We start from the raw sequence: 14,605 nt of genomic DNA, 5'->3' as shown, positions 1-14,605 counted from the left end.
CGCCCTGCCGCCCCGTTGCGGTGCCGTGCGCCGACGGGGTGCGGGGGACGGGCCGGTCAGCCTCCGGCGGTCTCGGCTCCCTGCGCTTCCTGCGCTCCCTCCGCCGTCCCAGCTGCATCGGCCTCCGTCTCGGTTGCGTCGGCCTCCGCCGCGACCAGCACCACATCGAGCGTGCGCGGCCCGTGTACGCCCTCCACCCGGTCGAGTTCGATGTCGCTGGTGGCCGACGGGCCGGAGATCCAGGTCTGCGGCCGGGCGGGATCCAAGCGTTCGAGGGCCTGCGGTACGGAGTCGACGACCTGCTCCGGCACCCGCACCACACAGATGTGGTGGTCCGGGACGAGCGTGATGCGGCGCCGCCCCTGGTCCTCGGACGCGTCCAGCACCAGGGTGCCCGTCTCTGCCACGGCGACCGCGCACCCCGTCACCACGCTTCCCACCGCGTCCAGGTCGAGCGGGGTGAGCGCCGCCGAGTCCGTCACGCGCTCGACGTCTTCGGGCAGCCACTCAGCGGGCACCCCGGCAGGCGTCACCACGCTGCGCGATCCCCGCCGCGCCAGCAGATCCGCGATCGTCTGCGGCAGGTCGGCCGGGGTGCAGTGCGACACGTGTGCCCGGTAGTCCGCCAGATGGGCGGCGAGCAGCCGCGCCGTATCTTGCGCGGAGCGCTCGCCGTGGACTCGCAGATGGTCGCGGGCGACCGGAGCATGATCGGGCCGCTCTGTGCGAGGTACGTCCGCCAGCGCGCGGCGGATCCGGCCGAGCACTGTCTCCCGACCGCTCATCGCGTGCCCTCCTGCGGCCCCGCCCCGCCGGACCCGCCCGTCCTGCCGGATCCGTCCGGCTCGCCCGTGGCCCCCGTACCGGTGCCCGACGGGCGATCGTTCGCACTGCCGCTCGGCACACTGCCCGAGGGACCGCGGGTGCGTCGCCACCAGTCGCGGAAGGACTCCTTCGGCAGCTGCGGCACATCCCGGGTGTCCGTCCAGGCGCGGCCCGGGCCCGGCAGTCGGTGCGGCACCAGGCGCCGAGCCCGCGAGGCCAGCCGCTCCCCGGCGCGCAGCGCACGCGGGTGGTCGAACGTCCAGGAAGCAGCCCGCATGGCAGCACGCTCGGCCGCGTGCCCCTTCGCCGGTTTCACGGTCGTGCGCTGCCCGCGCACGGTGGCTGTACCGCCCTGCACCACACGCTCCCGAAGGTGCACCAGTACCTCGGGGATGTCGATGGCCACCGGGCACACCTCGAGGCAGGCCCCGCACAGCGACGACGCGTACGGCAGGGAGGCGTCCAGCCCGGTCTCCATACTGTCGAGCTGCGGGGTGAGGATCGCGCCGATCGGCCCCGGGTAGGGCGAGCCGTAGGCGTGCCCGCCGGCGCGCTCGTAGACCGGGCACACGTTGAGGCAGGCCGAGCAGCGGATGCAGCGCAGTGTCTGGCGTCCCACCTGGTCGGCGAGGGTGTCGGTACGTCCGTTGTCCAGCAGCACGAGATGGAAGTGGCGGGGGCCGTCGCCGTCCGTGGTCCCCGACCAGGTGGAGGTGTAGGGGTTCATCCGTTCGGCCGTGGAGGAGCGCGGCAGCAGTTGCAGAAAGACCTCCAGGTCCTGCCAGGTGGGCACGACCTTCTCGATACCGACCACGGAGATCAGCGTCTCGGGCAGCGTCAGACACATCCGGCCGTTGCCCTCGGACTCGACGACGACCAGGGTGCCGCTCTCGGCGACCATGAAGTTCGCTCCGGAGACACCCACCTTGGCGTTCAGGAACTTCTCCCGCAGGTGCAGTCGCGCCGCCTCCGCCAGATCGGCGGGCCGGTCGGTGAGCCCCTGTTGCGCCGGGCGCCCCCAGCGGCCCATCCGCTCCCGGAAGATGTCCCGGATCTCTCCACGGTTGCGGTGGATGGCGGGTACGAGGATGTGCGAGGGGTGGTCCTCGCCCAGCTGCACGATCAGCTCCGCCAGATCGGTCTCGTACGCCGAGATCCCGGCGCGCTGCAGCGCCTCGTTGAGCCCGATCTCCTGGGTGGCCATCGACTTGACCTTGACGACCTCGCGCTCACCGGTCTCCCGTACGAGCCGGGTGACGATCTCGTTGGCCTCCTCCGCGTCCGCTGCCCAGTGCACGGTGCCGCCGGCCGCGGTGACCGAGGCCTCCAACTGCTCCAGGTAGTGGTCGAGGTGGTGCAGTGTGCGGTCCTTGATCTGCGCTCCGGCCGTACGCAGCGCGGACCAGTCCGACAGTTCGGCCACCGCGCCGGCGCGTTTGTCGCGGATGGTGCGGGTGGCGTGCCGGAGATTGCCGCGCAACCGCTCGTCCCCGGTGGATGCGGCAGCCGCCACCGGGAACGGCGGCATGCCCAGGTAGGTGACGCTCATAGCGGTGACTCCTCGGTACTGGCCAGGATCTCCGCGAGATGCACGGGGCGCACGCGCGAGCCCGCGCGGGAGAGGGTGCCGCCGATGTGCATCAGGCACGAGTTGTCCACCGTGCACACCGACTCGGCGCCGCTCGCCTCGATGTGGCGGGCCTTGTCGGCGCCCATGGCGGAGGAGACCGCCGCGTTCTTGACGGCGAACGTGCCGCCGAAGCCGCAGCACTCCTCGGCGCCCTCCAACTCGCGCAGTTCGAGGCCTTTCACCTGCTCCAGCAGCAGGCGCGGCCGTTCCTCCAGACCGAGCATGCGCAGCCCGTGGCAGGTCGGGTGGTAGGTGACGGTGTGCGGATACCAGGCGCCGACATCGGTGACCTTCAGGACGTCCACGAGGAACTCCGTCAGCTCATAGGTGCGGGGCACCGTCCGCGCGGCTGCCGCCGAGAGTGCGCCGCCCCGCCCCTCGGCTGCCGCCTTGGCGCCGATGCGCGGATAGTTCTCGCGCACCATGGCAGCGCAGGAGCCGGAGGGGACGACGATGTGGTCGTAGCCCTCGAACGCCGCGGCGTAGCGGTGCACCAGCGGCTCGGTCGCATGCCGGTACCCGGTGTTGAACTGAGGCTGCCCGCAGCACGACTGCGCCTCGGGGAAATCCACCTCCACGCCCAGCCGCTCCAGCAGGGTCACCACCGCCTGGCCCGTGCGCGGATAGAGCGCGTCGTTGATGCAGGTGACGAAGAGCGCTACGCGCACGACGCCTCCCTTCCGTCCTTCGACTGCGGGCCGCCACAGGGCGCGTCCTTATGCGTGCCCGAACGCACGTCTGTACGCACATCCGTGCCCGTGTCCGTGCTCGCGTCCATACCCGTGTCCGTACCCGCGTCCGTCCGTGCCTCCGTGCGGATGCGCGCTGCGGCCTGTTCCCACGCCGAGTGATCACCCGTCGGGGCATACTGTCGCAGCCGTACACTGCTGCGCACCAGGGTCCGCAGCGCGCCCAGAGGCCCGGTCACCGCTGTGGCCGTACGCGCCTGGACCAGGACGTTCCCGTACGCGGCGGCCTCCACGGGCCCCGCTACGACCGGCAGGCCACAGGCGTCGGCCGTCAGCCGGCACAGCAGCGCGTTGCGTGCCCCTCCGCCCACGACGTGCACCGTCTCCACGTCCTGCCCGGACAACCGCCGCGCGTCGAAGACCGCCTCCCGATGTGCGAGGGCGAGCGAGTCGAGGACGCAGCGTGTCGTCTCGGCCGGGTCGCGCGGCACCGGCTGGCCGGTGCGGCGGCACGCGTCGGCGATCCGCTGCGGCATCCGCCCCGGCCGGAGGAACTCCGCGCTTCCGGCATCCACGACCGAGCGCAGCCCTGGCACCTCGGCTGCCGCCTCCAGCAGCGCGTCCAGCTCCTGCGGAGTGTTCTGTGCCTCCCAGGCGCGCAGACACTCCTGCAGCAGCCACAGCCCCATGATGTTGCGCAGATAGCGCACGGTGCCGTCCACGCCCAGCTCGTTGGTGAAGTTCGCCGCCCGGCTCTCCTCGGTGAGCACCGGAGAGGTCAGCTCCACTCCGGCCAGCGACCACGTTCCGGTGGCGATGTACGCGAATCTGCTGCCCTGTGCGGGCACTCCGGCGACAGCGGAGGCCGTGTCGTGCGCGCCCACTGCTGTGACGGGCACCGGCCCGGTCAGCCCCGTCTCGGCGAGTACGTCGTCCCGCAACTGCCCGGCCCCGCCCCCGGGCGTGCGCAGTGGCGGGAACAGGCCGCGATCGAGGCCCAGCGCGTCCATCACGACGGGAGACCAGTCGCGGGTGCGGGGGTCGATGAGCTGGGTGGTGGAGGCAATGGTCAGCTCGGTGCCGCGCTGTCCGGTCAACCAGTACGAGATCAGATCGGGGATCAGCAGCAGTTGTCGCGCCGCACGGAGCCGGCTGTCCTCGCGGGCGGCGGCCAGCTGGTACAGCGTGTTGATCGGCATGCGCTGAATACCGGTGTGCGCGTACAGCTCTGCAGCGGGCAGCACTTTCTCGACCTCGGCCGGCATCCCCTGGGTGCGTGTGTCGCGGTAGTGCACCGGGTTGCCGAGCAGAGTGCCGTCCGCGTCCAGCAGTCCGTAGTCGACGCCCCAGGAGTCGATGCCCACGGACGCCACGCCATCCGGCCCGACCCCCGACGCTGCGCCTGCGGCGCGCAGCCCGTCCAGGACGCCCCGGTAGAGATCGAGGACGTCCCAGTGGAGGGTGCCGAGCACCCGCACCGGCCGGTTGGGGAACCGGTGCACCTCCTCCAGCGCGACGCTGCCGTCGCGCACCTGTCCGAGCATCACCCGGCCGCTGGAGGCGCCCAGGTCGACGGCGGCGAACGCGCCCTTCGACGCGGCGGTACGGGAGGGCGGGGGAGCCGGGCTGGCGTGCGGCATGCGGACCTCGCGGCGTCGTACGGCGGTCTTGGCGGTCTCGTGCGGGGGCTACTGGCTCACGCGCCCCATCCGGCCTGCCTGCCGCCCACGCGCTCGCGTGCGATGGTCTCCGCCCAGCCGGAGGCCGCGTAGGCCGCCATCGGGTCGCCGTCGGCGCCGAGCTCTTCCCGTACCTCCGCCAACAGCGGTCGCACATCGGTGTTGTAGGCGTCCATCAGCAGCGCGTTGGCGCCCAGTACGTCTCCGGCCGACTGCGCCTCGCCCAGCGCCTCCCGGTCCACCAGCAGGGCCTTGGCGGTGGCCTCCTGGACGTTCATCACCGAGCGGATGATGGCGGGGATCTTCGGCTCGATGTTGTGGCACTGGTCGAGCATGAACGCGATCCCGGGATCGTTCTCCGCGCTCTCCGGTGTCCCCGGCAGACCGCCGCCGGCGCGCACCTCGTACATGATGCGGAAGAGCTGGAAGGGGTCTGCGGCGCCCACCATCAGGTCGTCGTCCGCGTAGAAGCGCGAGTTGAAGTCGAACGCGCCCAGCTTCCCCTCGTTCAGCAGGAAGGCCACGATGAACTCGATGTTGGTGCCGGGCGCGTGGTGGCCGGTGTCCACGCAGACCTGTGCTTTGGGGCCGAGTTTGACGCAGTGTGCGTAGGAGGTGCCCCAGTCGGGCACGTCCGTCGCGTAGAAGGCGGGCTCGAACAGCTTGTATTCGAGCACCAGCCGCTGATCGGGTGCCAGTCGCTCGTAGACGGCCCACAGCGCTTCCGCCAGCCGTTCCTGGCGGGCCCGCAGGTCGTCCTGGCCCGGGTAGTTGAGGCCGTCGGAGAACCACAGCTTCAGATCGCGGGAGCCGGTCGCGTCCATGATGTCGACGCACTCCATGAGATGGATCAGTGCTTTGCGCCGTACCGCGGGGTTGGGATTGGTGACCGAACCGAGTTTGTACTCGTCCTCCTGGAAGACGTTCGCGTTGATCGCGCCCAGCCGAAGTCCGTGCTCGCCGGCGTGGTCGGCCAGCGCGGTGTAGTCGTCGGTGCGGTCCCAGGGGATGTGCAGGGCGACCTGGGGTGCGACGCCGGTGTGTTGGTGCACCCGTGCCGCGTCGTCGAGCTTCTCGTACACCGTACGCGGCACTCCCGCCTGTGCGAACACCTTGAAGCGGGTACCGGAGTTCCCGTACGCCCATGACGGCGTCTCGATCCGCTGGGCGCGCAGGGCGGATTTCACCCGCGCGAGGTTCTGCTCAGGCATACGGCTCCTCGAGTGGGCGCGGCGCTGGACACGGGCCGGGGACCTGGCGTCCGCTGAGCACTTGCGCCTCCTGAAAGCGGTACGGGCTAAAAACGATTCATTACTCGGCGCTGGGAACGTACGGCGGCTTCCAGCGAACGGTCAATACCCCTGTCATCACCGGTATTTAGCTGCCTCGCACCCTCTTGACCCCTCCCCGGGTTGGGGCTAGCTTCCCGTCCACTGTCCGGCAGACTTGAATCATTTCACCCCTGAGCTGCCGCCAGTCCCCCTGCTGATCGACGGAGGAGAAGCATGAGCAGGACCGCTCCGGCCGGCGCCGACCGAGCGCCGGTCCTCGCGCTGAGGGAGGTGAACAAGTCCTTCGGCAGCGTGCGGGCTCTGCGCGGTGTACACCTCGACCTGTACGCGGGGGAGACGCACGCGCTCGCGGGCGAGAACGGCGCGGGCAAGTCCACGCTGATCAAAATCCTCGCAGGCGTGCACGCCCCCGACAGCGGCACCGTACTGCTCGACGGCTCCCCGGCGGTCTTCCACGGCCCGGCCGACGCGCGAGACGCCGGTATCGCGGTCATCTACCAGGAACCGACGCTCTTCGGCGACCTGTCCATCGCGGAGAACATCTTCATGGGCCGTCAGCCCCGCCGCTTCATGGGCCGCATCGATCACACCGCCGTCCGTGAGGCGACCGCCGCCTTGATGGACCGGCTCGGCGTCGAGCTGCACCCCGACCGCGCCGCACGCGGCCTGTCCATCGCGGACCAGCAGATCGTCGAGATCGCCAAGGCGCTCTCCTTCGACGCCCGCGTACTCATCATGGACGAGCCCACAGCGGCGCTCACCGGGAGCGAGACCGCGCGGCTCTTCGCCGTCGTCGAGGCGCTGCGGGCCGAGGGCGCCGCCGTACTGTTCATCTCCCACCGGCTCAGCGAGATCTTCGAACTGTGCAGGCGCGTCACCACCTTGCGCGACGGCCGGCTCGTCGCCTCCGAGAGCCTGGCGGGTCTGACCGAGGACGACCTCGTCCGCCGTATGGTCGGCCGCGATCTGGGCGAGCTGTATCCCAAGCAGGAGACCCGCACCGGCGAGGTCGCGCTCACCGTGCACCGGCTCACCCGTGAAGGAGTCTTCCGCGACATCTCCTTCGAGGTGCACAAGGGGGAGATCGTCGCCCTGGCCGGGCTGGTGGGCGCGGGGCGCAGCGAGGTCGCCCAGGCCGTCTTCGGTGTCGACTGCCCCGACGCGGGCGAGGTCCGGGTGGCGGGCAAGGCGCTCCGCCCGGGTTCGCCCACGGCAGCCATGGGCGCCGGGCTCGCCCTCGTCCCCGAGGACCGCCGCCAGCGGGGCCTGGTCATGGAAGCCTCCATCGAACGCAATATCGGCCTCACCGGGCTCGGCAGCCTCGGCAGGGGCGGACTCGTCCGCCGCGCCGCAGAGCGCGCCCGCGCCGGGGACTGGGGACTGAAGCTGCGTCTGAAGTACGACCGCCTCTCCGACTCGGTAAGTGTGCTCTCCGGCGGCAACCAGCAGAAGGTCGTCCTCGCCAAGTGGCTGGCCACTCGGCCGACGGTGCTCATCGTCGACGAGCCCACCCGGGGCATCGATGTCGGTACCAAGGCCGAGGTGCACCGGCTGCTGACCTCGCTGGCCTCCGAAGGGCTCGCCATTTTGATGGTCTCCTCCGACCTGCCCGAAGTCCTCGGCATGGCCGACCGTGTGCTCGTCATGCACGAGGGCCGGCTCGTCTCCGAGATACCCCGTGACCGGGCGGACGAGGAGACGGTGATGGCGGCGGCGACCGGCCGTGCCCATCAACCGGCGGACCCGGCCGAGCAGTTGCAGCCGCAGCCACCGGATATGCCGCACCCACCCGGCAGCCCCCCGGGCCCGCAACAGCCTCCCGGCCCGGAGCGGTCTCCTGGGGCGAAGGGAGGCACCGCGTGAGCACCACCGCGCCCCCGCGCACCGCCACCCGCGCCGTGCCCGAGCCCACCGGCCGCACCGCGGCCGAGACAGTGCTGCGCGTACGCGAGTACAGCATCGGCGGCGCCCTCGTGCTGCTGATCCTCGTGACCTGGTTGGCCAACCCGTCCTTCCTCGACCAGCAGGGCATCAAGGACCTGCTGCTCAACTCCTCGATCCTGGCGCTGCTCGCCACCGGTCAGTCGGTCGTCGTCCTCACCCGGAACATCGACCTGTCCGTCGGCTCGGTGGTCGGGCTGACCGCCTTCGCCTGCGGCTCCTTCGTCTCCGGCACCGATCACGGCCCGGTCGCCCTCGTGCTGCTCGGCATCGCTCTGGGGGCCGGCTGCGGGCTGGTCAGCGGTGCCCTCGTCAGCTTCGGGAGGGTGCCCGCGCTGGTGGTCACCCTCGGCATGCTGTACGTCATCCAGGGTGTCGACCACGCATGGGCGCACGGGGAGCAGATCAACGCGGCCACCGTGCCGGACGACATCCTGACCCTCGGCAGCGGCAGCGTCCTCGGCATCCCCTATCTGCCGCTCATCTCCGCGCTGGTGCTCGCCGGGACGGGCTACTTCCTGCGCACCTACCGCAGCGGCCGGGAGCTGTACGCGATCGGCTCCAACCCCGAGGCGGCCCGCCTGGCGGGCATCCCCATCCGCCGCCGGGTGCTGACCGCCTACGCCTTCTCCGGAGCCGTCGCCGGGTTCGCCGGCGCGCTGTGGCTGGCCCGCTTCGGCACCGTCGTCGCCGACGCGGCCAACGGTTGGGAGTTGACCGTCGTCAGTGCTGTCGTCGTCGGTGGCGTCGCCATCACCGGGGGAGTGGGCACCGTGTGGGGCGCCGCACTGGGCGCGCTGCTGCTGACCACCATCGGCAGCGCCCTGGTCGTGCTGAAAGTCAGCTCCTTCTGGGAACAGGCCATCACCGGTGCGCTGCTGCTCGCGGCCATCAGCACCGACCGCGTGGTGCGCAGCCGCAGCACTCGTGCGCTGAGGAAGAGGAGAAGGCAGTGAACGCACCACCGGCCATCAGGGCGGCGACGCCCGAACCGCCCGCCGGGGGCCCGCCTGCCGAGGGCCACCGCGAGGTCCGCCGAGGCCCGGGCCGCTTCCTGCGCTGGGACGCGGCTGTGGGCGCGCTGCTGGTCGCCGCCTTTCTGGTGGGCACCGGCAGCACCGAGGGCTTCTCCGACACCGCGAACCTGTCGGCGGCCCTCAACGACACCGCGGAGGTCGCTCTGCTGGCACTGCCGATGACTCTGCTGGTGGTCGCGGGCCAGGTCGACCTGTCCGTCGCCTCCATGCTCGGTCTCTCCAGTGCGCTGGCGGGCGCGCTGTGGGACGCCGGGTGGACCTTCGAGACCATCGTGCCGGTGTGTCTGGTGGTCGGGCTGCTCGGCGGTCTGCTCAACGGCTGGCTGGTCACCCGCGTGGGGCTGCCCTCGCTCGCCGTCACCATCGGGACCCTGACCCTCTACCGGGGGCTGGCCTCCGTGGTGCTGGGCAACAAGGCCGTCGCCGACTTCCCCGAGACCTACGCCAGGTGGGCGAGCAACACCGAGACCGTGCCGGGCACTTTCGTTCCGTACCCACTGGCGCTCTTCGCCGTGCTGGCCGCCTGCGCGGCGCTCGTGCTGCACCGCACGGGCTTCGGCCGTGCGCTGTTCGCCGTCGGCGCGCAGGAGGACGCCGCCTACTTCGCCGGTGTCCGGGTCAAGCGCCTCAAGCTGATCCTCTTCGCCGTCAGCGGGTTCGTGGCGTCCTTTGCCGGGATCGTCTACACCCTGCGCTACGGCAGCGCACGCGCGGACAACGGGCTGGGTCTGGAGCTGACCGTCGTGGCCGCCGTACTGCTGGGCGGTATCGACTTCGACGGCGGCAGGGGAACCCTCGGCGGTGCCGTGGCGGGGGTGCTGCTCATCGGCGTCCTCAACAACCTCCTGACCCTCAACGACGTGTCGCACGAGATCCAGGTGATCGTCACCGGTGCGCTGCTGATCGTCTCCGTGCTGACGCCCAGAGCGATCGCGGTGCTCACCGCGCGCAAACACCGCCGCACCGCGATCACCGAGGCGACCGACACGGCACTGGGCAAGGCGCCCTGACGGATGGCGCACCCCACCGCCCCCGCCCACCAACTCACCGTGGTTCTCGCTCCTCCTCCCCTCCCGCACCCTTCCGAATCCCCCCGGCACCCCTTCCGAAAGGCAACGCCATGCGACCGCACCACCGCTCACGTGTCCTCGCCGTCACAGCGGCGGCCTGCGCTCTGTCCGTCACCCTCGCGGGCTGCTCGGGCACCACCAAGAGCGACGCCGAGGACGACGCGAAGGACACGGCAAAGAACGCCAAGGCCGACCCGGATGCGCCGCTGAAGAAGGGGCTCGAACTCGCCTTCCTGCCCAAGCAGATCAACAATCCCTACATGACGGTCGTCGACAAGGGCGGCATCAAGGCGGCCAAGGAGTTCGGCGGCAAGGGCAAGGAGGTGGGTCCCTCCGATGCGAAGGCGTCCTCGCAGGTCAGCTATATCAATACTCTCACCCAGCAGCGCCAGGACGCCATCCTGCTCGCCGCCAACGACCCCAACGCGGTGTGCGGGCCCCTCAAGGCCGCCATGAAGCAGGACGTCAAGATCGTCACGTACGACTCGGACGCGGGCAAGGACTGCCGCCATCTGTTCATCAACCAGGCCGCCTCCGAGGACATAGGCCGCGGCCTGGTCAAGGACATGGCGAAACAGCTCGACTACAAGGGCGACATCGCGATCCTCTCGGCGACCCAGAACGCCACCAACCAGAACACCTGGATCAAAATCATGAAGGACGAGCTCAAGAAGCCCAAGTACAAGGGCATGAAGCTCGTCAAGACCGCCTACGGCGACGACGTCGACCAGAAGTCCTTCCAGGAGACCCAGGGACTCCTCAAGGCCTATCCGGATCTCAAGGGCATCATCTCGCCCACCACTGTCGGCCTGGCAGCGGCGGCCCGCTACGTCAGCGGCTCCAAGTACAAGGGCAAGGTCACCCTCGGCGGACTGGGCACCCCCAACCAGATGCGCAAGTACATCAAGGACGGCACCATCGAGCAGTTCTCCCTGTGGGACGCCTCCAAGCTCGGCTATCTGGGCGCCTACGCCGCCGCGGCCCTGGCCTCCGGACAGATCACCGGCAAGGAAGGCGAGAAGTTCAAGGCGGGGAAGCTCGGGGAGTACACGGTCGGCAGGGACGGCGAAGTCGTCCTCGGCCCGCCCACGGTCTTCACCAGCAAGAACATCGACGACTTCGACTTCTGAGACACTTTCGGCCTCTGACAGACTTGACTTGTACGACGTCTCCCACGACCGGGGCGTCGACTTCGCAGCGGTCGGCCGGGCGGGGCCGGCAGGGAGGGGCTGAGCACGGTGCGGCGGAAGCGGCACGGCAGACCGGGAAGCACCGGGGCAGCCAGGTGAGCCAGACGGTCGGAATCAAGGAGGTCGCCCGTGCGGCCGGGGTCTCCGTCGGCACAGTCTCCAACGTCATCAACCGACCCGCCATGGTGGCCGAGGAGACCCGCCTTCGCGTGCAGTCAGCCATCGAACGGCTCGGCTATGTGCGCAGCGAGGCCGCCCGCCATCTGCGGGCGGGACGCAGCCGCATCATCGCCCTGCTGGTCCTCGACATGGCCAACCCGTTCTTCGTGGACGTCGCCGCCGGAGCGGAGCGGGCGGCGCGTGCCGCGGGGCTGGGCGTCATGCTGTGCAACAGTGCGCAGAGCCCCAGCGAGGAGGCCGACTACCTCGCCCTCTTCGCCGAGCAGCGCGTCCGAGGCGTACTGATCACCCCTACGGAGACGACAGGGGGCAATCTCACGGCCTTCCAGCGGCACGGCATCCCCTTCGTCTCCGTCGACCGGGTGGTGCCCAGCGCGGAAGGCTGCTCGGTCTCCGTCGACGACGTCGAAGGGGCCGGGCTGGCCGTACGCCATCTGCTCGACAGCGGCCACCGCGACATCGCCTACGTCAGCGGACCGATGCAGCTCAGCCAGTGCCGCGACCGGCACACCGGAGCCACCCGCGCCCTGCGCGACTTCGGCACCGGCGCCCGGCTCCGGCACATCGAGGGCGCCCGGATGGACGTGGCAGCCGGGCGCGACGCGGGCGCCCGACTGCTGGGCATGTCACCGCGCCCCACTGCTGTCTTCTGCGCCAACGACCTGATGGCACTCGGCGTGCTGCAGGCGCTCTACGGCGCCGGTGTCGCCGTCCCCGAGGAGGTGGCTCTGGTGGGCTACGACGACATCGAGTTCGCCGCCGCCGCAGCCGTCCCCCTCACCTCCGTACGGCAGCCCGCCTACCGGATGGGCCGGGCGGCGGCCGACCTGCTCATAGAGGAGACCGGCGAGGAAGCGGACCGCCACCAGCACCAGCGCATCGTGCTCCAGCCGGAGCTGGTCGTGCGGGCCTCCACACTGCCGCCCCGCGGCTGACCGGCGTGGCCGCGCATCGGCGTACCGCAGCTCGGCCGACGGGCAGGGCGAAGGGGCGGACGAAGAACGGAGCGACCACCGACGGGCGCGCCGCCGGCCAGCCGCTCGAAGGCGCAGTGGTGCCGCCGCGCCAGAGCTACCCGGCGGAGGCGGACACCGCCGACTCCTGCCCCCGCGCGGCTGCCAGGAGCGCCCGTACATCCCGTACCGCGGACCGCCCCGCCCGGTTGGCGCCGATCGTGCTGGCAGAAGGCCCGTAGCCGACCAGGTGGACGCGCGGGTCGCGAGTCACCCGCGTGCCCTCCAGTCGGATTCCGCCGCCCGCCTCACGCAGCCGCAGCGGCGCCAGATGATCGATGACGGGGCGGAAACCGGTGGCCCACAAAACCGTGTCCGCCGGCGCCCGGCTGCCATCGGCCCACTCGACGCCGTCCTCGGTGAGCCGTGCGAACATCGGGTGCCGCTCCAGCACACCACTCTCCCGCGCACGACGCACCTGCTCGGTCATCGGCAGTCCGGTCACCGACACCACGCTGCGCGGCGGCAGGCCCTCCCGTACCCGCTCCTCCACCAGGGCCACGGCGGCCCGCCCCTCCTCCTCACCGAAGGATCCGGTACGGAAGAGCGGCGGTCTCCGCGTCACCCACAAGGTCTCGGTCGCCACCTCTGTGACCTCCATCAGATGTTGCACCGCCGAGGTCCCGCCCCCTACGACGACCACCCGCTTGCCCACGAAGGCGTCCGCCCGGGGGCCCGGGTACTGCGCCGTGTGCAGCTGCCGGCCCCGGAAGACCTCCTGGCCGGGTATCCGGGGCCAGAACGGCCGGTCCCAGGTGCCGGTCGCGTTGATCACGGCCTGTGCCGCCCAGTCCCCTTCCGCGGTCCGCACGAGCAGCCGCCCGCCCCAGCCCGCGTCACGTACCTCCCGCACATCCACGGGCCGCCGCACGCGCAGATCGAAAGCGCGCTCGTAGGCGGCGAAGTACTCCCCGATCACCTCCGACGACGGACGCTCCGAATCGGCGCCGGTCAGCTCCATGCCGGGCAGCGCGTGCATACCGTGCACCCGGCCGTAGGTCAGCGTCGGCCACCGGAACTGCCACGCACCGCCGGGCGCCGGCGAATGATCCAGCACGACGAAGTCCGCGCCCGGCTCGAACCCGGATCGCCGCAGGTGATACGCGCTGGAGAGCCCCGCCTGCCCGGCACCCACGATCACGACCGCCACGTTGTCCATGGTGGTGGGAACCAGCCGGGGCGCCGAAACCTTCCCGGCGCCCAGGACGCCTGGCCGGCGCTCGGTCGGCGTCTTGTCGGTCCCCTTTGAGAAGATCGACCCATGGCTGAGAGCTTCACGACACGCGAGATCGACGTCAGGACCGGCTCCCAGGAGACCGTCCACGACCTGACCCGGGAGTGCGCCTCCTTCCTGCGGGATGTCGCCGCCGGCCGGGACGGGCTGCTGAACATCTTCGCGCCGCACGCCACCATGGGGGTGGCGCTTCTGGAGACCGGTGCGGGCAGCGACGAGGACCTGCTGTCCGCCCTCCGCGATCTCCTCCCGCCGGACGACCGCTGGCGGCACAAGCACGGCAGCCCCGGCCACGGCCGCGACCACGTACTCCCCGCCCTCGTACCCCCGCACGCCACCCTCCCCGTGGTCGGCGGAGAACTGGCTCTGGGCACCTGGCAGTCGGTCTGCCTGGTGGATACGAATGGGGATAATCCCAGCCGTCAGGTGAGGCTGAGCTTCCTGGGATGAGCCTGGCTGACGGCTGACAAAGATCCTCCTGGGTGTGGCCGCCATCTCCGTACTCGAACCGGTCTCGGGATGCGACAGCAGCCACTCGGGCGGGCTTGCCCGCTCGACGAATTCGGCCGGCTCCGTGCGCAGTCGTACCCCGTGCGCCTTCAGGTGGGCAGCCACAAGGTGGTGCTCGCCTCATCCGGCCACCCTCTGCTGGAACAGGCCCAATGGTGGCAGGGGCCGATGTCCGACCGACCGACGGGAGGCTGGAGCGGCCATCAACGCGGCGATCTCCAGCAGGTGATGACCGATTTGATCGGCCGGTCCTACGCCTCGGACACATGATCTACGCCAACGCCCCGCGGCCGAGGTCATCACACGAGCGGCCCC

13 protein-coding genes are annotated in these 14,605 nt (G+C 70.8%); 7 read left to right on the top strand and 6 right to left on the bottom strand.

Going from position 1 to position 14,605, the window contains the following annotated elements; all coding sequences use genetic code 11:
- Positions 1-56: 56 nt before the first annotated feature.
- The 5 genes from KBY19_RS12205 to rhaI are packed head-to-tail and all read right to left on the bottom strand — an operon-like array spanning position 57 to position 6,034.
- Entirely contained in the window at positions 57-785 is a 729-nt protein-coding gene (locus KBY19_RS12205) for an LUD domain-containing protein (RefSeq protein WP_099885723.1), read from the bottom strand.
- Positions 782-2,374 (bottom strand): lactate utilization protein B, encoded by a 1,593-nt coding sequence (locus KBY19_RS12200; protein WP_247690898.1) that lies wholly within the window; start codon positions 2,372-2,374, stop codon positions 782-784. The genes KBY19_RS12205 and KBY19_RS12200 overlap by 4 nt, the downstream gene beginning before the upstream one ends.
- On the bottom strand, positions 2,371-3,123 hold the full coding sequence (locus KBY19_RS12195) for a (Fe-S)-binding protein (protein WP_099885724.1): 753 nt from the start codon (positions 3,121-3,123) through the stop codon (positions 2,371-2,373). The genes KBY19_RS12200 and KBY19_RS12195 overlap by 4 nt, the downstream gene beginning before the upstream one ends.
- The gene (locus KBY19_RS12190; protein WP_210965751.1) at positions 3,114-4,784 is read right to left on the bottom strand and encodes a rhamnulokinase family protein; all 1,671 of its coding nucleotides are present in this window, start codon (positions 4,782-4,784) and stop codon (positions 3,114-3,116) included. Before KBY19_RS12190 ends, KBY19_RS12195 begins: the two co-directional genes overlap by 10 nt.
- 56 nt (positions 4,785-4,840) lie before the next feature.
- Positions 4,841-6,034 (bottom strand): L-rhamnose isomerase, encoded by a 1,194-nt coding sequence (gene rhaI / locus KBY19_RS12185; protein WP_210965750.1) that lies wholly within the window; start codon positions 6,032-6,034, stop codon positions 4,841-4,843.
- 294 nt (positions 6,035-6,328) lie between these two features.
- Here rhaI and KBY19_RS12180 point away from each other — a divergent pair, with 294 nt between their 5' ends.
- From KBY19_RS12180 to KBY19_RS12160, 5 genes are all read left to right on the top strand, one after another.
- Positions 6,329-7,978 (top strand): sugar ABC transporter ATP-binding protein, encoded by a 1,650-nt coding sequence (locus tag KBY19_RS12180; RefSeq protein WP_210965749.1) that lies wholly within the window; start codon positions 6,329-6,331, stop codon positions 7,976-7,978.
- A 35-nt stretch (positions 7,979-8,013) separates the two neighbouring features.
- On the top strand, positions 8,014-9,012 hold the full coding sequence (locus KBY19_RS12175; RefSeq protein ID WP_307843498.1) for an ABC transporter permease: 999 nt from the start codon (positions 8,014-8,016) through the stop codon (positions 9,010-9,012).
- Positions 9,013-9,110: 98 nt separating this feature from the next.
- A complete protein-coding gene (locus KBY19_RS12170) occupies positions 9,111-10,103 on the top strand; it encodes an ABC transporter permease (RefSeq protein ID WP_221507079.1) in 993 nt (330 codons plus the stop codon).
- Positions 10,104-10,213: 110 nt separating this feature from the next.
- A complete protein-coding gene (rhaS, locus tag KBY19_RS12165; protein WP_099885728.1) occupies positions 10,214-11,293 on the top strand; it encodes a rhamnose ABC transporter substrate-binding protein in 1,080 nt (359 codons plus the stop codon).
- A 155-nt stretch (positions 11,294-11,448) separates the two neighbouring features.
- Entirely contained in the window at positions 11,449-12,468 is a 1,020-nt protein-coding gene (locus KBY19_RS12160; RefSeq protein ID WP_210965747.1) for a LacI family DNA-binding transcriptional regulator, read from the top strand.
- Positions 12,469-12,604: 136 nt separating this feature from the next.
- On the opposite strand, the gene KBY19_RS12155 is transcribed toward KBY19_RS12160, so the two are convergent.
- Positions 12,605-13,705 (bottom strand): NAD(P)-binding domain-containing protein, encoded by a 1,101-nt coding sequence (locus KBY19_RS12155; protein WP_210965746.1) that lies wholly within the window; start codon positions 13,703-13,705, stop codon positions 12,605-12,607.
- A gap of 102 nt (positions 13,706-13,807) precedes the next feature.
- Here KBY19_RS12155 and KBY19_RS12150 point away from each other — a divergent pair, with 102 nt between their 5' ends.
- Positions 13,808-14,230, top strand: a complete 423-nt coding sequence (locus tag KBY19_RS12150; protein ID WP_210965745.1) for a YjbQ family protein — start codon at positions 13,808-13,810, stop codon at positions 14,228-14,230.
- A gap of 141 nt (positions 14,231-14,371) precedes the next feature.
- The gene (locus KBY19_RS12145) at positions 14,372-14,560 is read left to right on the top strand and encodes a hypothetical protein (protein ID WP_099885732.1); all 189 of its coding nucleotides are present in this window, start codon (positions 14,372-14,374) and stop codon (positions 14,558-14,560) included.
- Positions 14,561-14,605: the final 45 nt, after the last annotated feature.

The sequence above is a fragment of the Streptomyces sp. B15 genome (assembly GCF_018070605.1).
Taxonomy (GTDB): Bacteria; Actinomycetota; Actinomycetes; order Streptomycetales; family Streptomycetaceae; genus Streptomyces; species Streptomyces smyrnaeus.
Note: the sequence above shows the minus strand (reverse complement) of the source record. Positions and strands in the feature narration are given on the sequence as shown.

Excerpts from the sequence above, each read along its gene's own strand:
- KBY19_RS12205 (WP_099885723.1), bottom strand. The coding sequence starts at position 785 with ATGAGCGGTCGGGAGACAGTGCTCGGCCGGATCCGCCGCGCGCTGGCG.
- KBY19_RS12200 (WP_247690898.1), bottom strand. The coding sequence starts at position 2,374 with ATGAGCGTCACCTACCTGGGCATGCCGCCGTTCCCGGTGGCGGCTGCC.
- KBY19_RS12190 (WP_210965751.1), bottom strand. The coding sequence starts at position 4,784 with ATGCCGCACGCCAGCCCGGCTCCCCCGCCCTCCCGTACCGCCGCGTCG.
- rhaI (WP_210965750.1), bottom strand. The coding sequence starts at position 6,034 with ATGCCTGAGCAGAACCTCGCGCGGGTGAAATCCGCCCTGCGCGCCCAG.
- KBY19_RS12180 (WP_210965749.1), top strand. The coding sequence starts at position 6,329 with ATGAGCAGGACCGCTCCGGCCGGCGCCGACCGAGCGCCGGTCCTCGCG.
- rhaS (WP_099885728.1), top strand. The coding sequence starts at position 10,214 with ATGCGACCGCACCACCGCTCACGTGTCCTCGCCGTCACAGCGGCGGCC.
- KBY19_RS12155 (WP_210965746.1), bottom strand. The coding sequence starts at position 13,705 with ATGGACAACGTGGCGGTCGTGATCGTGGGTGCCGGGCAGGCGGGGCTC.
- KBY19_RS12150 (WP_210965745.1), top strand. The coding sequence starts at position 13,808 with ATGGCTGAGAGCTTCACGACACGCGAGATCGACGTCAGGACCGGCTCC.